Raw genomic sequence first — 19,004 nt, forward strand, 5'->3', positions numbered from 1 at the left:
CCCAGGCTCACGCCGTTGAGCGGATCGTCGAAGGCGCCATTGTCGAGCGCGACGGTTCCGCCGATGATCGGACTGACGGCCGCGCCCGTGAGCTTAAGATCCACCGTGGCCTTGCCGGCGACGGTTTGGCCATTCGCTGCGAGCATCGTATTGGCGACGGCGGCGTCGACCACGCCTTTGACGCTGAGATCGAGCGCGCCCTCGCCGAGCGGCGCCGAGCCGGCGATTTTCAAATTGCTCTGTGCGCCGATGGCGATGTCGGCGTCCAACGTCGTGCGCGAACCAGCCAGCCGACCGCTCGCCGTCACATTCGCCGCGGGCAAACCATTCGCGCGCAACTGCGCCGCGGTGGCCTTGGCGAGCTTGATGCGCCAATCTCCTTGTGGCGCGCTCTTGGAGCCCTGTATGCGCGCCTCCGCGTCGAGGGTTCCCCCGAGGCCCAACGTTGGATCAACGAGCGACGCGATCGACAGCGGGATAGCGCGCCCCTTCGCGACGAGGTCCAGTCGGTCGCCGATCAAGCCGTCGATATCCAGTCGTCCCGCGCCGAGCGCAAGGGAGACGCCGTTCAGCTCTGCGCCGGCGCCGGAAACCGTCACTGTCGCCGGCTTCGCGAGCGTGACTTTCTGGCCCGCCCGCTGCGCCGAAAATTGCGCGATGTCGAGGCGCATGGGCGTTCCGGGCGTCAGCGTCGCGCGGCTGGCGATAGCGAAACCGCGCGCGTCGAGCGACAGATCCAGCGCGGCGGCGCCGGCGTCGGACGGCTTCGCCGTCAGTCGGAGCCGGCGAAGCTGTTCCTTGCCGAAGCTGGCGTCGTCGACGGCGATGTCGCCGTCGAGCGCCGGACGGCGATAAAGGTCGCGCGCCGAGAATGTCGCGTTCAATTTGGAGATCCGCACATTCGGCGCACGCACGCCGGCGCCTTGCGCATCGACGCGGATGTCCTGCGCGCCGTTCTTCGCATCCAAGACGATTTCCGCGTTGAGCTGGCCCGCGAGCTCCTGAAGAGCGAGCGGCGACAGATCATCGAGATGAGGCGCCGCGATCGCCATGCGCCCGTTCGCAAGGCCGGCCGCGTCAAGCGTCAGCGTGCCTGTGACCGTGTTGCGGCCGATGGCGAGATTGAGATCGTCGACCTTCCATTCCGTTCCGGCGCGCGCCGCGCTCACGCGCCCCTGCGCCGGACGGCCGTCGATCTCGCCATCAAGCGTTGCGACCGCCGTCGCCGCGCCGCGCAGATCATGCGCTTCGCCTTTCAGGTCGAGTTTCGCGATGCGCCGTCCGTCGGCGCGCGCGTCGTGAAGGCTGGCCGAAAAAGTCGCGTCGGGCTTTTTCAGCGAGCCGGTCAGCGCCGCCTTGATCTCCCCCCGGCCGGAAAGGCGCGTATCGAGCGCGTGCAGATCGGGCAGGTCGATATGCGCCTCGACGGCGGCCGTCTCCGCCATGGCGGCGCCGTTGATGTGGGCCGACAGGCGATCGCCGTGCAGCGAGAAATCGTCGAAGGAGAAGCCGCCGTCGGGAAGGATCGAGGCGCCTCCCGTCAACTGCAGCTTGCGTCCGAGAAGGCCGTCGACCGCCGCGACGCCGATCGCGGGATTTGTCACCGCGCCATTGATTTTCGCGGCGATGCGCCCATCCCGCGGCGCGCCGGAAAGATCGGCGGCGAGCGTCAGGGCGCCGCGCAGGCTGCGTCCGGCGAGCCGCGCGAAGCGGCTCAAATCCGGAGCCGAGACATTGAGGCGGCCATCGATCGCTTCTGGTCCGGCGCGGCCGGAGTATGTCGCCGCGCCGGCGGCGGTTTCGATTTTCGCGAGTCCGATATCGGCGTCGCCCCCGCCGTTCACTCGGGCGCGCAGCCACAGACTCGCCGAATTTCCAACGGCGTCGGCGATCGCGGCGTCGGCGAAGGCGAGTCCCGCGCCGTGTCCCTGCGCTTGAATGTCGAGACGCGCCGAAGGATCGGAAAGGTCGGCGTCCGCGACCATTTTGGCGGAGAGGTCGATATGTTCGAAACGCCCGCCCGCGCCTTCAGCGTCTTCGACGAGGAGCTCGAAGCCAGCGTTGGGACGCATGAGGCTGCCCCCGACCGTTGCGTCGCCGACAAGCGTCCCGGCGCTGAAGCCCGCGCCTTCGGCCGCCGGCAGGCCGCGCAGCTTGGCGCGGCCGTCGATGTTTCGCGCGGCGTCGAGTTTGCCCGAGGCTTCGAGCGCGAAGGCGGAGCCCTGCAGCTCGAACCCTTCGAGCGTCGCCGCGCCATTGTCGTCGAGAAGCACTACGCCGTTGAGTTTGGCGCCCTCCGCGAACAGGCCGGCGATGGTTTTGGGGAGCAGTTTGCCGAATTCGCTGGTCAGGTTGAAATCCAGCCGTCGTCCGGTCTGATCCCGCGTCAGACGCGCGTCGCCGTCGAGCTTCGCCACGTCGCCGGCGTTGGCCGCGAGTTTCACCGCGAAATCGTGGAGCGTTCCCTCGCCGTCGAGCGAAATATTCACAGGCGGCAGGCCGGGCAATTCAGCGACTCTTGCGACAAGCCCGCCGGCGGGCTCGGACATCAGCGCGTCGAGTCGCAGCGTCTTGTCGCCGGGTTTGAAAGCGCCCGAAGCTTTGTAGGCTCCCGGCGCGTCGAGTCGCCGCGCGTCGAAGGAAAAGCGCGCGCTGTCACCCGGGGCGCCGGCCTCAAAGGAGGCGTTCGCGGAAAGCGCCGCCGCGGCGCCGACGACGGGCGCGCTAAGCGACAGCCTGCCAAGCGCGAATTCGCCGAGCCGGACTCTGACCGGCAGTCCCGACCACGCGCCGGCGCTCGAGGATGTCGCTTTGTTCTTATCCTGGGGCGTTTCGGCGCTCGGCGTCGGTCGGCGCAGCACGTCGACGGTCGGGATGTCGATGCGCTTGATGTCGAGGCGAAACCCAAGCAGCGCGAGCGGCGACCAATCGACCGCGACTCGGTCGATCTTCAGCCAGACGCCGTCGCGGTCGGCAAGCGTAATGTCGCGCGCGATCGGATGCGCCGAGAGCAGTCCGTCGAGCGCGCCGATCTCGATCTTGCTGTCGGGCGAAGATGCGGTGCGCGAAATGGCGGCAGCGAGCGTCTCTTCGCCGTGGCGCGTGCTGAGATAAGCGGCGCTGGCGAGAAGCGCGAGAACGAGAAGGGCGAAAGCGCCCAGGAACAGTTTTGGCCAGCGTTTGCGCATCAGAAGGCTTCGCCAATGCCGAGGAACACGGTGACTCTGGGGTCTTGTGGCCTGGGGTTGAGCGGCGCCGCGACATCGAAGCGGATGGGGCCGATCCCCGTGTAGTAGCGCAGGCCGAGTCCGGCGGCGGCGCGCAGCGTCGAGCGGAAATTGGGATAGGGCGTGGAGAAGGCCGAACCGATGTCGAAGAAGGGAACGACGCCGATATTCGGCGTCACCTTGATCCGCGCTTCGGCCGAGGCTTCGAAAAGGCTGCGTCCGCCGGTGACGAAGCCGAGTCCGTTTTCCGGCGCGATCGACCGCCAGCGATAGCCGCGCACCGAGCCGCCGCCGCCCGCAAAGAAGCGATGGCTGGCAGGAATGTTCTCGATGCTGGCGCCGACGATCGAACCGGCGGCGAGGCGTCCTGCGAGAATATACCAGGCGTCTTCGTCGAGCGCGTGATAAGCGGAAATCTGTCCCTTGGACTCCACCATCCCGACGCCATGCGGCAACGCCTTCACATAAGGCGTCAAGCGGCCAATCGCCCGCACGCCGCGCGTCGGCGTCAACACATTGTCCGTCGAGTCGTATTTTCCCGAAATCGGGAATCCGAGCAGCGAATAATCGTGATTGCCCCAGGCATCGAACGTATGGCCGCTCTCGACCTCGATGCCGGCCTGGATCGAGGCCATCTCGCTGAAGCGATGGCGAATCGCGGCGCTGGCGTTTCCATAGGCCGCCCAGTAGTAGAGCGTGCGCTCGCGCACCGCCGAGGCGTCGAGCAGAAGATCGTTGCGCGTGCCCCATAGCGCGGGCTTGACGAAGCCGGCGTGGGCGACGCCGACGAGATTGGACCATTCGAGCTTCGGAAAGGTGAAGAAGCCCGGCGATGTGCTGTAGGGCGCGATCCCGCCTTCAAGATCGATGCGCAGACGCTCGCCGCCGCCGAAGAGATTGCGGTCCACCCAATAGCCGCGCAGTTCCGGCCCGTTGATGTTGGAGATCGCCGCCGAGACGCCGATCGCATGGCGCTTGCGTTCGCTGGTCTCGACGAGAATGGGCAGATTGCCGTTACTGTCGAGATGCGGGCCATCGGACACTTTCACGCCGCCGAGCGCCTCGATGGAGGCGACGGATTTACGCGTTTGCGCGAGCCGCTCGGGACTGTAGGGTTCGCCCTCCTCGAGATAGATGAACGAACGGATGACGTCTGGATCGACGCCGGGAGAGCCGGAAAGCTCAACCTCTCCAATGCCGGCGCGCGGACCGGGATCGATGGTCACCGCGACATCGACCACATGCTCGCGATGCAAGATCACCGGCCTCAGCGAGACGATCCTGGCGAGCGGATAGGATTTTGCGCGCAAGTCGTCGATCCATTCGGCCTGCAGGGTCGCGAGCGCCGCCGTTCTCGCCGGCGCGTCGGGATCCTGGTCGAAGGCGCGGCGCGGGAACAGCGAACGGTCGATCGGCGCATTGGTGCGCGCGTCATAGACGACGACGTAGCGCAATTTGAACAGCGGGCCGGGGACGATGTCGAAACGCACGGGGACGAGCGATCTGTCGCGATAGCGTTCCGCCGCCGCGGCGGCGGCCTCCGCGCCATCGCCGTCGGCCGAGATGGCGACGCCGGCGACGCTCGCCGTTATTGAGGCGTCGTAATAGCCGCTTCCCCAGAGGGCTTCGGCGAGACGCGGATAATCGGCGACGACCCGGCGCGTCAGTCCGACGCCCGCGCCCGGCGGCTCCAGCCGCAGCCGCCAGCTATTGGACGCGTCCTTGATATTCTGTTCGAGGCCGCTGTCGTCGTCGAGACCGGTGAAGACGACTTCATAGGCGACGCCCTGAGCGCTCGGCTTCGCGGTTTCCTCCTGACCGAAGAGTCCAAAGACGTCGAAGGCCTGGGCTGACGCGCTGACACCGCAAAGGCCGACGCACGTAGGGATGGCGATCAGAATTTGCGCTGGGTTCAACAGGGCCCCTTTTCCGAACGGCGCCGACCTTACTGGCTCGCATTTGTAGGATCCATATTGTTAAGCCTGGCTTATTAGGCCAGAAATTTCCGGATCGTTTGCAATCGGTGAAGATGGAACAAAAACCACTAGATGCGATGTTTGGCGATACGATGGCCTTGCCCCAAAATCGCCCCTTTACAGCCGCATCGCCCCGATGGAGCCGCATGCGGCGCGCCGCGAACGCCAGTTTCACGCCATTTCCGGCGAGACGATGGGACCTATAGGGCCCGGCGGATGGGAGAAACGCGTGCGCCGCAGGCGGCGCGCGCGGCGGCGCGGAGCGCCAAGCCAAGGCTCAAGCGCTCCAGCCGAGAAATCCGCCTGTCATTTCAGGGCTGTGGGAAGGGCGCGACTCTCCTTCGCGCCAGTTGAGTCAGAACATCTCCCGCACGTCGCCCACGCCGTTGGCGTCGCGCGCCAGTCGGGACGGACCCCTTTCGCACCGCGCCCGTGACGCGCAGCGCTGCAGGCGCCCGATCGCCCTGGGACCCTCAGCTCGCGGCGAGCGCGTCGCGAAGCGCCTGCTCCTTGTTGTCGTCCAGCGACGTCTTGAGCACCGTTCCGCCCGTGCCCTTCACCGCCTCCAGCACCTTGTCTCCGGTGAACTTCTTGATCAAAAGAAACAGCGCGGCGTTGCCGGGCTTCAACGTCTCGGAAAGCTGTTTCATGAAGTCGTCGTTGACGCCATAGTCGGTAAGAGCGCCGCTGATCGCGCCAGACGCGGCGCCGAGCGCGACGCCAAGAAGCGGATTGAGAAAAATCACGCCAATCAACAGCCCCCAGAAGCTGCCTGAAACGGCGCCGGCCGCCGTGGTGTTGAAAAGCTGGTTCAGTTTGACGGCGCCGTCGGCCTGCTTGACGGCGATCGCGGCGTCGCCGACTTCAATCAGATATTCTTTTTGAAGCCCGAGCACCTTCTGGCGCATTTCCTCGGCCTTGGCCTCGCTCTCATAGACGATAACGATAAGATCAGACATGTTCGCTCCCAATTTCGCCGATTGTGGCGGGCTTACGCCGCGTTCTTATGACGCCGCGCGAGCCGTGTTTGACGCGTCGAACGCCCTCGCATTCAACTGAGCAATCTTCGTCTCTGATGAGCGTCCGCCAAGGCGCGCCTTGCCTTTTCCTGCGTCTCCTCAGCGGCGGCGCGCCGCAATACAAAAATCGATCGATTCGCCCTATTCCTGCGTCGCGTTTGGATCTGGCGCGATGACGAACAGCGGAAGCCCTTGATTGATTTCAAACTGTTGGCCGGATTCGGCGTTGCGCGAAAGGATCGTGCCGTTCACGGGCGAGATGATATCGGTCAGCGCGCGATCGTTCTGCGCCGTCGCCAGCGCCTTTTGAATCTGCGCGACGTCAGCTTCGTCAGCGGCGGCGCGGGTCTTCGCGCTTTCATAGGCGGCGCGTGACCTGTCCAGCGCCGCGCGAGACTTGGCGCTACGCGCCTTCAGACCCTGCCTTCGCTCGAAATCCTTTCGCGCGCGCAAGAGCTCGCCTGCGCTCTTGTCGCGCTGGAGCTGGGCGCGCGCCAAAGCCGCCTTTTCACGATCCTCCGCGGCCTCGAAAGGCCGCGGATCGATTCTGCCGCAGAGCTGGCCCGCTGTGACTTTGGCGTCGGGCTCGCAGAACAGGGCTTCGATTGTCCCGGACACGCGCGCGCCGAAATTCACCGGACTTGGCGCGTTGGCCGTCTCCGTCGCAGGCTCCTCGCCGATCGCGGCGCTGGGGCCGACGTCGGCGGTCGCATATTGGTCCGCGGCGTCCCGATGCAGGAAGGAATAGACTTCCCCGCCGATCAGCGCCAACACCGCGACGCCGCCGAGCAGCGCCTGCCATTTGCCGGCCCTGCCGGGAGCCGGGCGGGATGGGTCTTGGGCGATGGCGCGTTCGAGCTCCGGCGGGATAGGCTCAGCCGGCGTGTCAGAAACGGGCGAACGACGCTTGGACTGATAGGCGCGAATGACGAATTTTTCAGCCTCGACGATGAGGAAGAAAATCAAGCCGCCGAGAAACAGCCACGGCCAAACGTTCAAGGGAATGGCGGCGGTGCCGAACAGCTGCTGGAGCGGCGGCGCGTAAGTGAACAGAAGCTGGAGAAGGACGACCGCGCCGACGCCCATCGGCAGATAGCGGTTGCCAAGGTGCGCGGCGATCGAGAGCGAGGAATCCGTCTTGAAGCGGCTGTTGAACAGGTAGAAGACTTGGCCGATGACCAGAGTGTTGACCGCAACGGCGCGCGCGAGTTCATCACTCGCGTCCTGCGACTTCATCCAGAAGAACGCCCACAGGGTGAGGACGAGCAACGCCAGACCGACGAAGATGACGCGCCATATCGCGAAGCGGTTCAATATCGGCCGCGCCACCGCGCGCGGGGGACGCTGCATCACGTCGAACTCATGCGGCTCGAAGGAAATGACGAGCCCGAGCGCCACCGACGTCACCATATTGACCCAAAGGATTTGCGGCGCCGTGATCGGCAGGACGAAGCCGATGACGATCGCGACGAGGATGACCAGCGCCTGGGCGACGTTGGTCGGCAACATGAACAGAAGAGCCTTTTCGATATTGTTGTAAACCGTCCGTCCTTCGCGGACCGCGGCCGTGATCGACGCGAAATTGTCGTCTGCGAGCACCATCGCGGCCGCTTCTTTCGTGACCTCGGTGCCTTTGATTCCCATCGCCACGCCGATGTCCGCGCGTTTGAGCGCCGGCGCGTCGTTCACGCCGTCGCCCGTCATCGCGATGACCTGGCCGTTTGCCTGTATCGCTTTCACGAGTCGCAATTTGTGCTCGGGACTGGCGCGTGCGAAAACATCGACGTCGCGCACCGTCTCCTGGAGCGCGCCGTCGTTCATCTCTTCGATTTCGGCGCCGGTGACCGCGGTTTTGCCGTCGCCGATGCCGAGCATTTTAGCGATGGCGGCCGCCGTGATCTTGTGGTCGCCGGTGATCATCGTCACCCGGATGCCGCCATTGTGGCATTCGGTCACCGCTTCGACGGCTTCCTTGCGCGGCGGGTCCATGAGGCCGACCAGACCCAATAAGAGGAGATCGCGGGGCAAATCCTCGGGCGCGAGGCTTGTCGTCTCGAAGCGTGGATTGGGCAGCCAGGCCAGACCGAGCACGCGCTCGCCCTGCGCCGCCAGCCGATCCGACGCCGCGGTCCAGTAGTCGAGGGTCAGCGGCGCGGGACCGCTTTCGGTTTCCTGCCGGCTGCAGTGCGCGAGAATAACTTCCGGCGCGCCCTTGACAAGAAGCATGCGGTCGCCGCCCGCATCCTCATGCAAGGTCGCCATAAACTTATGTTCCGACTCGAAAGGTATCGCGTCGATCCGGCGCGCGCGCGTTCGTTCGGACTGCCGATCCAATCCCAGCTTGGCGGCGAAAGGATAAAGCGCAGCCTCGGTCGGATCGCCTTCCACTTTCCAGGCGCCGTCCGATTGCCGCAGCTCGGAGTCGTTGCACAGCGCCGAAACCACCGCCATGCGCCTGAGGACCGCGCTTTCGCCCGCCGGCTTGGCGTCGAGCTGCACCTCGCCTTCGCTCGCATAGCCGTCGCCCGTGACGCGATAGTCGTTATGCGCGCTGACCGCCGAAGCGACCATCATCTCCATGAGCGTCAGCGTGCCGGTCTTGTCGGAGCAAATTCTCGATATCGATCCGAGCGTTTCCACCGCAGGCAGGCGACGGATGATGGCGTTGCGCTGAGCCATGCGCTGCACGCCGATCGCCATCGTGATCGTGATCAGCGCCGGAAGGCCCTCGGGGATAACGGAGACGGCGATGCCGACCACGGCCTGAAACGCCTCGACGAACGACAGGTCGCGCACCCATCGCCCATAGGCGAAGATGATGACGCTGATGACGCCGATGACTTTCGCGATCGTATAGCCGAACGCCTTGATCTGGCGCAGCAGAGGCGTTTCGAGCACATTGACCGCGGCGAGCATTTGATTGATGCGGCCGAGTTCGGTTTGAGCGCCGGTTCCGGCGACGACGCCGACCGCGCGGCCCGAAACGACCAAAGTGCCGGAGAACGCCATGTTCTCGCGGTCCCCGACCGTCGAATTTTCCGGCGTGGGGTCGATCGACTTGTCGGCCGGCACGGATTCGCCGGTCAAGGCGGCTTCGTCCGTCCGCAGGTTTTTCACTTCGATCAGGCGGAGGTCCGCCGGTATCCGGTCTCCCGATTCGAGAAGCACGATATCGCCAGGAACGAGTTCTTCGGCGGCGACGATGCGCGTCTCTCCGTCGCGCAACGACCGCGCCTCGGACGACAGCATGTTGCGGATCGACTCCAGCGCTTTCTCGGCTTTGCCTTCCTGAATAAAGCCTAGCAGCGCGTTGATCACGACGACGCCGGTAATGATCGACGCGTCGAGCCAGAGTCCGAGCATCAGCTTGATGAAGCCGGCGGCGAGCAGGACATAGACAAGGATATTGTTGAACTGCAGCAGGAAGCGCATCAGCGGGCCGCGCTTGGAGCCTTCCGGCAACCGGTTCGGCCCGTATTGCGCGAGGCGCCGGGCCGCCTCGTCGCGCGCGAGCCCTTTCGAAGGGTCGCTCTTGAGGCGACTCACCGTCTCATCGACGCGCATTGCATGCCAGGGCGGAGTTTGGACTGCGTCTCGATCGGTCATCGCTTGCCTGAATCTCCCGCCTCTCGAAACCGATGCAATCTTGTCGGATCGTCGCACTACAGTAAAGTTAAGAAATGGTCGGCCTTCGACGCCGGGCGACGGTTCGAGAAGCGCCGCGGCGTATTTCGTCGGCGTCAAGTGGTCAGGCTATGAATCGAATTACGGCGTTCAATAGAGCCAAGAGCAGGAGGACGCCTTTCTGGAGAACGCTCGATGGCGAAAGATCGCGAAGCGCCGATGAAGCGCAAAGCATATGAAGCGGCGCTGCGGAAGCTGCAGGTGGAGCTTTGCGCGCTCCAGGACTGGGTCAAGGCGACGGGCCAACGCGTCGTCGTCGTCTTCGAGGGACGCGACGCCGCTGGCAAGGGCGGCGTCATCAAGGCGATTACCGAACGGGTCAGCCATCGCGTCTTCCGGGTGATGGCGCTGCCGGCGCCCTCCGATCGCGAGAAGACGCAATTATATCTGCAACGTTATGTGTCGCTGTTCCCGGCGGCCGGCGAGATCATGATTTTCGATCGCAGCTGGTACAACCGGGCCGGCGTCGAATATGTCATGGGATTTTGCACTGAGGCGCAGCATCGTCAGTTCCTCAAGATCTGTCCGGAGTTCGAGCTTTTCATCGTCGACGACGGCATTCTGCTCCTCAAATATTGGCTGGAGGTGAGCGAGGAGGAACAGAGGCGCCGTTTCGAGGCGCGCATCGACGATCCTTTGCGGCAATGGAAGCTCAGTCCGATGGATTTGTATTCGCGGAGCAGATGGTTCGACTATTCACGGGCGCGAGACATGATGTTCGAGGCGACCGACACGGAATCCGCGCCCTGGAATATTGTCCGCTCGGACGACAAGCGGCGCGCGCGCCTCAACTGCATAAGCCATCTGCTCGATTCCATTCCATATGAAAACGTCGAACGCGAAAAGGCGGAGCTCCCCAAGCGGTCGATGGAGCGCGCCTATGACGATCGCGCATCGCTTGAGGGGATGAGGTTCGTAGAGGAAAAATACTGACGCAAGGCGGCTCAGGCGTTCTCGCGAATGCCGAACCATAAGACGTAGAGCGCCGGCGTGACGATCAGCGTCAACACGGTGGCGACGAGAAGCCCGCCCATTACGGCGAAAGCCATCGGCCCCCAAAACACCGTGGGCGCGATGGGAATGAGGCCCAGCACCGTCGAAATCGCCGTCAGCGTGATGGGACGGAATCTGGACAGCGTGGCGTCGACGACGGCTTTCCATTGATCCGGCTCCTCACGCCGTTCGGCTTCGATCTGCTCGACGAGAATGACCGCATTGCGCGCGATCATGCCGAGCAGCGACAAGATGCCGAGAATGGCGACGAAGCCGAGCGGCTTTCCGAAGATGAGGAGCGCCGCGATGATTCCGATCAGTCCCATCGGCACGATGCTGAGAACCAGGAACATGCGACTGAAGCTTTGGAGCTGGATCATCAGGAAGGTGGTCATCAGGAACAGCATCAGCGGCACGCGCGCAAATACGGAGCCCTGTGAATTTGCGCTTTCCTCGACGGTCCCGCCCGTTTCGATCCGATAATGCGGCGGCAGGCCCGCGTTCACTTTGGCGATGGCGGGCGCGAGCGCGGCGACCGCCGTCTCGGCCGTCAGCCCGGGCGCGGGGTCGGCCTGAACCGTCAATGTCGGTGACCGGTCGCGGCGCCAGATCAGCGGGTTCTCCTGCTCGAAATCGACGGTTGCGATCTGGCCGAGAGGAACCACGCCGCCGTTGGGCGTAGCGATTTGCATGCTTTGCAGCGTCGAGAGCGACATCCTCTGTTCATCTGTCGCGCGCGCGACCACGTCGACGAGATAGATGTCGTCCCGAACCTGCGTGATGGTCTGGCCCGTCACCACGCCCTTCAAGGCGGCGGCGAGCGCCTGCGAACTCAGACCGACGAGGCGCGCCTGGTCCTGGTCAACTTTGATGTGGAGTTCGCGCGCCGGTTCGACCCAGTCGAAATTGATGCGTCTGACCGACGGATCCGCGCCGATTGTCTGCGCGAGATCGAGGGCGATTTGACGAACTTTCTGAGGATCCGGGCCGATGACGCGATATTGCACGGGCCATCCCACAGGCGGCCCGAGCTCCAGCGGGGCGATCCGCGTGACGAGACCAGGAAAATCTTCTGCGAGAATTTTCTCAAGTCTTTGTTGCAGCCTGTCGCGCGCGGCCACGTCCTTGGCGATGACCACATACTGAGAAAAGAAATCATGTGCGAGCTGGACGTTGAGAGGCAGGTAGAAGCGTACGGCGCCGCGCCCGACATAAGCGCTCCAGCTCGCCACGTCGGGATCGTCTTTGAGAATTTTGTCGAACTTCTCCACGACGGCCTGGCTGGCGTAGATCGACGCGTTCTGCCGCAGCGACAGATCGATCACGAGTTCCGGACGATCGGATGCGGGAAAGAACTGCCGAGGGACGAGGGGCGTCGCTAATAGAGCGACCACGAAGCAGGCCAGGGTCGCGCCGAGCGTGAGCCATTTCGCGCGCATCGCCGCGAGGAGCAGCCTGCGGAACGCGCGCAGCACGGACCCTTCCGTTTCGGCGACCGGCGCGTCGGGCTTTTTGAGCAACGCCACGCCGATGAGCGGCGTGAAAAAGACAGCAACGAACCAGGAGACGATGAGGGCGATCGACACGACCGCGAAGATCGAGAATGTGTATTCGCCCGCCGAGCTTCTGGCCAAACCAATCGGAACGAAGCCGGCGGCGGACACGAAGGAGCCGGTGAGCATCGGAAACGCCAGGGTCTGATAGGCGTAGCTTGCGGCCTCTTCCTTGGCGTCGCCCTGCGCGAGGCGCGAGGTCATGACGTCGACCGTCGTCATCGCGTCGTCGACAAGAAGTCCGAGCGCGATGATGAGCGCGCCGAGCGAGATTCTCTGCAGGTCGATTCCCGCAAGCTGCATGATCGGGAACACGACGGCGAGCGTCAGCGGAATCGAGACCGCGACCACCGCGCCGGCGCGCACGCCGAGACTGATCAGACTTACGGCCATAATGATCGCGATCGCCTGCCAGAGCGACGTCATGAAATCGCCGATCGCGTGCTCGACGATCTGCGGCTGGTTGGCGACCAGAACGGGTTCGATTCCAACCGGCAGTTTGGACTTCGCCTCCTCCAGCGCTTTCGCAATATTGCGGCCGAGGCCCAGAATGTCGCCGCCCGGCCGCATGGCGATCGCTAGTCCGATCGCCGGGCGCCCGTTCACACGGAACATCGACTGCGGCGGGTCAACCAAACTGCGTCGGATTTCGGCGATGTCGCGGAGCCGGAGCAGGCGGCCGTTCACCGGAACGTTGATCGCCAGAAGATCGTTCTCCGAGCCGAACGCGCCCGATACGCGCAACGAGAGTTTTTCATTGTCCGTCTGGATGACGCCCGAGGGAATGACCTCGTTTTGCGCTTGCAGCGCGGCGACGAGTTGCGCCCGGTCCACGCCGAGGCCGGCCAGCTGGCGCGCCGAAAACTCGATATATATCCGTTCGTCCTGCGCGCCGAGAATTTCGATTTTCGAAACGTCGGGGACATGCAGCAGCCGCGAGCGAACGGTTTCCACATAGTCGTGCAACTCGCGGTGGCTGAACCCGTCCGCGGTGAAGCCGTAGATGATGCCGTAAGTGTCGCCGAAATCGTCGTTGAACCCCGGACCGACGACGCCTGTGGGAAGCGTATGGCGCATGTCGCCGACATTCTTGCGGACGTCGTACCAAATATCCGGCACTTGCGACGGCGGCGTCTCGCCTTTCAGGTTCACGAAAATTGTCGTGAGGCCAGCGGTCGTATAACTGCGAATGAAGTCGAGGCTGGGCGTTTCCTGCAGCTTGCGCTCGATCCGCTCCGTCACCTGTTTGAGCGTGTCGTCAAGCGTCGCGCCGGGCCAGGCCGCCTGCACGATCATCGTGCGAAAAGTGAAATTCGGGTCTTCGTTGCGGCCCAGACTCCAATAGGAGTTCAGTCCGGCGATCACGACCGCGATCATGCAATAGATGACGAAAGAGCGGTGTTTGAGCGCCCATGCGGACAGGTTAATCGCTGCCATCACCGCGCATCCAGCAACCGGACCTTTTGGCCTGGGTGAAGCGACTGCACGCCGGCGGTGACGACGGTGTCGTCAGGCGCCAGGCCCGCCGCGACGACGACCGAATCGGCGGAAAAGCGCAGCACTTTGATGTTTCGCATCGATACGGTCATCGTCTCCGGATCCACGATCCAAACCGCCGGCTGGCCGTCGGACTCGGTCAACGCGGCGGCGGGGATGGAGATTGCTGCCGCAGGATCAAGACGCATACGGCCGGAAATGGTCGCGCCGAGCCTCATGGCCGGCGGGGGAGTCATGATGGAGACCCGCACCCGAAATGTGCGCATCGAAGGGTCGGCCTGCGGATCGACCTGGCGCACGCGTCCGATTGCGGTGACTTTGGGATCATCGGTCAGCGCGAGATCGACTCTCGCGTCTCGCGACGCGGCCCGCAGCAAGCGCGCCGGCGCGTCGAACACCGCATCCCATCCGCCGCGTCGGGCGATACGAAAAATCATCTGGCCGGCCTGAACCACTTCTCCCGTTTCCGCGCCCCGGGCGACGATGGTGCCGGGCAGACCCGCCTTAAGTTCCGTATAGCTCACGCGATCCTGCGCGATTTTCAACTGCGCGGACGCGTCCTCAATGTCGGATTGAGCGCTCTCGAGGGCGGATTGCGCTTGATCGAACTTCACCTTGGTCGTGTATCGCCGCGCCAGCAGGGACTGCTCCCGAGCAAAATTGCTGCGCGCCTCGCGCAAGCGTCCTTGCGCGGCCGTCAGTCTCGCCCGCGCCGATCGCAGCCCGTTCAACTCGACCTGCGGATCCAGTTTCGCCAGGATCTGGTCGCTTGCGACGGCGTCGCCTACGCCAACAGAACGTTCGATGATCTTGCCGCCGATGCGGAAGGCGAGCGCCGCTTCATTCTCGGGCTCGATGCTTCCGGTCAGCTCAACCATTTCGCCGATCTTGCCTTTTTCGATCACGATGGCGCGCACCGGACGCGCTTCCGGACCTTTTTCCTCGGAGTCCTGACGACATCCGGCGAGACAGACGATTGCAGGCACAAGTACTGCCAGGCGCCGCAAGCCTGCGATGATCGTCCTACGCTTTGCGCGCGCCGCCAAATTTCTGCCCTGCCTTCGCTTCGGGGGGAAATATAAGCCGTACCCCGCGCAAATCGGAAGGTCTGCAATGACGCTCGGAGACCGACGACTCTTCTGTGGATAACGGGTCCCGGAAGGCTCGCGCGACGCCAGCATCGGCCGAGCGAGGCGTTACTAAGAATGATGGAACGGCTCGATGCGTCTTGACCTCGTCACGCCGCGCCGGGGAGAACTCGACGTTGCTGGCATCTTACCGAGTGCGGCGTCGCGCGTTGGCTTCTGCTTCGATCATGATGGTCTCCGCGGCGCTTTGCGGATGCGACCTGACATGGGAGAAGCCTGACCTCGGCGCGCCGCCGCCCGCCCGATTTCGGGAGGCCAAGCCAAGGCCGGCGCCGCCAATCGCCGCCGGAAGAGATTTCGCCGTAAAATTTGGCTCGCAGGAACTCACTGGTCTCGTCGAGCGCGCGCTCGACGACAATCTGGCGATCGCGGCCGCGATTGCGCGCATCGAACAGGCCGACGCCAATGCGCGCATCGCCAGCGCCGCGCTTTGGCCCCTGGCGTCGTTTGGCGGTCTCGCGCAGCGTACGCAGATTCCGGGAACGCAGCTCAGCGCGACGCCAAACTTCAATCCCGCCCAGTCGTTGCTGCAAGGCGCGGGGAAAAGCCAGGCGGCTCTCCTCGACAATCAGGCGACGTTCAGCGCGGCGCGCACCAATCTGTTCGCGCTCGGCCTCAATGCGAGCTACGAAATCGACTTTTGGGGAAAGAATGAGGATGCGTCGAAAGCGGCGAGGCTCCTCGCCAACGCCTCGCGTTTCGATCGCGACGTCGTGGAGATCGCGACCGCCGCCGCGGTCATGAATGCATATTTTCAGGTGCTCGCCGCGCAGGATCAGCTGCGCATTGCGACGGAACACGTCAAGATTGCCGAGGCGGTGCTCGGAGCGATCAATGCGCGTTTGGAAAAAGGCGCCGCGACGATGCTGGACTATGGTTTGCAGGCGGCGGTTCTGCAGGGGCAGAAGGCCACCATTCCGCCACTCGAGCAGACGCTGCGGCAGACCAAGGTCACTCTTGCCGTTCTACTGGGACAAACGCCGGAATCGATCGACATCAAGGGCGGCGCGCTCACCAGACTGAAATTCCCCCGGCTCGCGCCCGGCCTCCCGTCGGAGGTCCTCTTGCGGCGGCCGGACGTCGCCCGCGCCGAGGCGGTGCTGGCCTCGCAGGAATTTTCGGTGTTGCGGGCGCGGGCCGCGTTTTTCCCATCGGTCGTTCTCAATGGGCAATACGGCCTGAAGAGCGTCGTCCTCAGCAATCTGCTGAGACCTGAGGCGGTTGCGTGGCAGATTGCGACAGGGCTCGCGCAGCCCCTGTTCGACGGCTACAGCCTTCAAGGTCAATATCAGCTCGAAAAGGGAAGATATGCCGAAGCCTGGGCGGCGTATCGGCAGAGCATATTGAACGGCCTTGGCGACACGGAAAGCGCGCTCATTGCGATGAAGGAGACCGCGAAGAGCGTGAAGATCGGCGTGGACGCGCTCGCTGCCGCGAAAATTGCGCTCGACGCGGCGCGCGCTCAGCTCTTGGAAGGCGTGATCGACGTTGTGACGCTGTCCACGGTCCAGACGACCTATTACCAATATGATTTCAACCTGACGCTCGTGCGTCTCGCCTATTTTCAGTCGGCGGTCAGTCTTTATCAGGCGCTCGGCGGCGGCTGGTCGCCGACCACGCGACAGATCGAGATCACGCGCGCGAACGAAGCCTATGAGGCGGACAGGGGCCCATACCCCTAGCGTTTGGCCGTCTTGCCGGACGGAATTCCCGGGCTGGAGGCCAATTGCGAAGGTTCGAGCCTTATGGCAAAACTGCAGCGTAATAAAGCCAGGGAGAGGAAACACCATGACGACGGAAAATTTTGACGAGAGCTCACAACTCTCGCGCCGCTCGCTGCTGACGGCGCTTTTTGCGACGGCGGTCGCGGCGCCGATCGCGGCGTTGGTTCCAGACGACGCCGAAGCGCAGGAGCGGCAGTTCTCCACCTTCCATCATCAGCCGCGCTCGCCCCGTCCGGGCCGCTCGAGCAGAGGGTGGCGCCGCCGTCGCGCGCGCGTCCACCGCACCGGACCGACGCGGTCGAAGGCTCCGGAGACGCCGGCGCAGTAAGGCGCCGCAAGGAGAGCGGGCGGTCGGTTTCTCTTGAGACCGCCGTGCGCTCGCCGCGCAGGGCGCGCTCAAAATGAGCCGAACGCCGAGCCGAGGACAATGACGGCGCCAAGCGCGATGATGGCGCCGACGATCGCGACCACGACGATATCGAGATAGCTTTCCTTGTGCGTGCAGCCGCAGACCGCGAGCAGAGTCACAACGGCGCCATTATGCGGGAGACTGTCCAGCGTGCCTGCGCCTATGACGGCGACGCGATGCAAGAGCGCCGGATCAATGCCGCCTTGTTCAGCGAGTCTCAAATAAGTCTCGCCAAGCGTGTCGAGCGCGATCGTCAGCCCGCCCGAAGCCGAACCGGTCAGTGAGGCGAGCACATTGGTCGCGATCGCGAGGGAGACGAGCGGGCCGCCCTGGATCGACAAGACCCAGGCGCGCACCATGTCGAAGGCGGGCATCGCCGCGACGACCGCGCCAAATCCGACAAGGCTCGCGACGCTCATCGCAGGCAGCACGGACGCCGTGACGCCAGCGTCGATGCTGTCGCGGATCGCCGTCAACCGGCGCCAGTTGAGCAGAATGAGTGTGACGATCGCCGCGGAGAGCGCCACCACGACGGACCAAACGCCGCCGACGGCGGCGAGCGTGGTTGGTCCCCAGCGCTCTTCGGCCAGGAATGAATCATCCACGCGCGGCAGGATCAGCAGCGATATGACGAGATTGACGCCGACGACGACGATCAAAGGCAGCGCGGCGATGAATGCGTTCGGCCCGTCGCTGCGATGGCCGTGCGGGATTTCGGCAAGATCGAATTCGTGCGCCGTCGCCGCGCGCTCGCGGATCGCCTGATCTTGCGTCGCGTCGACGTGAACGCTCGGTTCGCTCCCATATCCTTCTCCCTTGCGGCGCGCCGACGCTTCAGCGCGCGCAAGCCACCAGAGCCCGAAGCCGAGCATGATCACGGAGGCGAGGACGCCAAGCCCCGGGGCGGCGAAGGGCGTCGTTCCAAAGAAGGGCATGGGGATCGCGTTTTGAATCGCGGGTGTCCCCGGCAGCGCCGACATCGTGAATGTTGAGGTGCCGAGCGCGATGGCGGCGGGCGCCAGCCGGCGCGGCACGGCGGCGTTGCGGAACAGTTTCTGCGCCATCGGCGCCAGCACGAAAAAAGCGACGAAAAGGCTGACGCCGCCATAAGTTACGAAGGCGCCGGCGAGCACGACGGAAAGCACTGCGCGGCGCGGTCCGAGCTTCTGCGCCATGAAATTCGCGATCGCAGAAACCGAGCCGCTGTCATCCATCAGCTTTCCAAACAGCGCGCCGAGAAGAAAAATCGGAAAAAATTGCGCCACGAAACGCGACGCGCCGCCCATGAAGGTCTGCGTCCAATGCGCCAGCAAAGGTTCGCCCGCGAAGGCGGCGGCGACCAGCGCCGCCGCTGGCGCCAGCAGCAAGACGCTCCAACCTCGATATGCGAACCAAATGAGTCCGCAAAGCGCGGCAAGAATTCCGGCGAGTCCCATCGGGTGAAATCCTCTCGAGCAGCGCGTCAAGGTGAAGGGTTGAGATGACGCCGACGTCACGCTCGTATTGATTCAGGAATGCTCCGGTCGACCGGCGATCCTCGTCGCGCAGCATGCAGAGACAATACCATTCCACGATCAGATGGAGGGTGCGCCGAGCGGTGTCATCATCTCGCCGCCACCCTTCTCTGTCTCGGGGAGTGGCGGAGCCCTAGGTCGTGTGGACAGTTATCGCATCCACAGGACGATTGCGGCGATTGTTATGACTGCCCGATAATTTTGGGCGGTCTTCTCGAAACGGGTTGCGACGCGGCGGAACTGCTTGAGTTTTGAGAAGC

10 protein-coding genes and 1 pseudogene are annotated in these 19,004 nt (G+C 64.1%); 3 read left to right on the top strand and 8 right to left on the bottom strand.

Annotated elements, in window-relative coordinates:
- The 4 genes from AB7F41_RS15340 to AB7F41_RS15355 form a co-directional block, all read right to left on the bottom strand.
- Positions 1-3,188: translocation/assembly module TamB domain-containing protein (locus AB7F41_RS15340; RefSeq protein ID WP_428406669.1), on the bottom strand; the 3,188-nt coding region annotated here is incomplete at its 3' end.
- The gene (locus tag AB7F41_RS15345; protein ID WP_428385685.1) at positions 3,188-5,143 is read right to left on the bottom strand and encodes an autotransporter assembly complex protein TamA; all 1,956 of its coding nucleotides are present in this window, start codon (positions 5,141-5,143) and stop codon (positions 3,188-3,190) included. The genes AB7F41_RS15345 and AB7F41_RS15340, both read right to left, overlap by 1 nt.
- A 533-nt stretch (positions 5,144-5,676) precedes the next feature.
- Complete coding sequence (locus tag AB7F41_RS15350) at positions 5,677-6,162, bottom strand: DUF1269 domain-containing protein (RefSeq protein WP_428385684.1); 486 nt, start codon at positions 6,160-6,162, stop codon at positions 5,677-5,679.
- A 201-nt stretch (positions 6,163-6,363) separates the two neighbouring features.
- On the bottom strand, positions 6,364-9,828 hold the full coding sequence (locus AB7F41_RS15355; protein WP_428385682.1) for an HAD-IC family P-type ATPase: 3,465 nt from the start codon (positions 9,826-9,828) through the stop codon (positions 6,364-6,366).
- Between the two features lie 213 nt (positions 9,829-10,041).
- Between AB7F41_RS15355 and ppk2 the strand changes: the two genes are divergently transcribed.
- Complete coding sequence (gene ppk2 / locus AB7F41_RS15360; protein ID WP_428385680.1) at positions 10,042-10,839, top strand: polyphosphate kinase 2; 798 nt, start codon at positions 10,042-10,044, stop codon at positions 10,837-10,839.
- Positions 10,840-10,850: 11 nt separating this feature from the next.
- Here the strand turns inward: ppk2 and AB7F41_RS15365 are convergent, their stop codons facing one another.
- Both AB7F41_RS15365 and AB7F41_RS15370 read right to left on the bottom strand, forming a co-directional pair.
- A complete protein-coding gene (locus AB7F41_RS15365; protein WP_428385677.1) occupies positions 10,851-13,889 on the bottom strand; it encodes an efflux RND transporter permease subunit in 3,039 nt (1,012 codons plus the stop codon).
- Positions 13,889-14,935 (bottom strand): efflux RND transporter periplasmic adaptor subunit, encoded by a 1,047-nt coding sequence (locus tag AB7F41_RS15370; RefSeq protein ID WP_428385676.1) that lies wholly within the window; start codon positions 14,933-14,935, stop codon positions 13,889-13,891. The genes AB7F41_RS15365 and AB7F41_RS15370 overlap by 1 nt, the downstream gene beginning before the upstream one ends.
- 329 nt (positions 14,936-15,264) lie before the next feature.
- On the opposite strand from AB7F41_RS15370, the gene AB7F41_RS15375 reads away from it, so the two are divergent.
- Positions 15,265-16,779 carry an efflux transporter outer membrane subunit gene (locus AB7F41_RS15375; RefSeq protein ID WP_428406670.1) on the top strand — a complete coding sequence of 505 codons (1,515 nt, stop codon included), beginning with the start codon at positions 15,265-15,267 and terminating at the stop codon, positions 16,777-16,779.
- Positions 16,780-16,885: 106 nt separating this feature from the next.
- Entirely contained in the window at positions 16,886-17,149 is a 264-nt protein-coding gene (locus tag AB7F41_RS15380; RefSeq protein WP_428385672.1) for a hypothetical protein, read from the top strand.
- 68 nt (positions 17,150-17,217) lie between these two features.
- On the opposite strand, the gene AB7F41_RS15385 is transcribed toward AB7F41_RS15380, so the two are convergent.
- The gene (locus AB7F41_RS15385) at positions 17,218-18,666 is read right to left on the bottom strand and encodes a GntP family permease (RefSeq protein WP_428385671.1); all 1,449 of its coding nucleotides are present in this window, start codon (positions 18,664-18,666) and stop codon (positions 17,218-17,220) included.
- A gap of 228 nt (positions 18,667-18,894) precedes the next feature.
- Positions 18,895-19,004 (bottom strand): annotated as a pseudogene (locus tag AB7F41_RS15390) (IS5/IS1182 family transposase); the annotation flags it as partial.

It is taken from the genome of Methylocystis sp. (assembly GCF_050251305.1).
Lineage (GTDB): Bacteria > Pseudomonadota > Alphaproteobacteria > Rhizobiales > Beijerinckiaceae > Methylocystis.

What these genes read in the sequence shown, in the direction of transcription:
- AB7F41_RS15350 (WP_428385684.1), bottom strand. Translation starts at nt 6,162, where the DNA reads ATGTCTGATCTTATCGTTATCGTCTATGAGAGCGAGGCCAAGGCCGAG.
- AB7F41_RS15355 (WP_428385682.1), bottom strand. Translation starts at nt 9,828, where the DNA reads ATGACCGATCGAGACGCAGTCCAAACTCCGCCCTGGCATGCAATGCGC.
- ppk2 (WP_428385680.1), top strand. Translation starts at nt 10,042, where the DNA reads ATGGCGAAAGATCGCGAAGCGCCGATGAAGCGCAAAGCATATGAAGCG.
- AB7F41_RS15365 (WP_428385677.1), bottom strand. Translation starts at nt 13,889, where the DNA reads ATGGCAGCGATTAACCTGTCCGCATGGGCGCTCAAACACCGCTCTTTC.
- AB7F41_RS15375 (WP_428406670.1), top strand. Translation starts at nt 15,265, where the DNA reads ATGATGGTCTCCGCGGCGCTTTGCGGATGCGACCTGACATGGGAGAAG.
- AB7F41_RS15380 (WP_428385672.1), top strand. Translation starts at nt 16,886, where the DNA reads ATGACGACGGAAAATTTTGACGAGAGCTCACAACTCTCGCGCCGCTCG.
- AB7F41_RS15385 (WP_428385671.1), bottom strand. Translation starts at nt 18,666, where the DNA reads ATGGGACTCGCCGGAATTCTTGCCGCGCTTTGCGGACTCATTTGGTTC.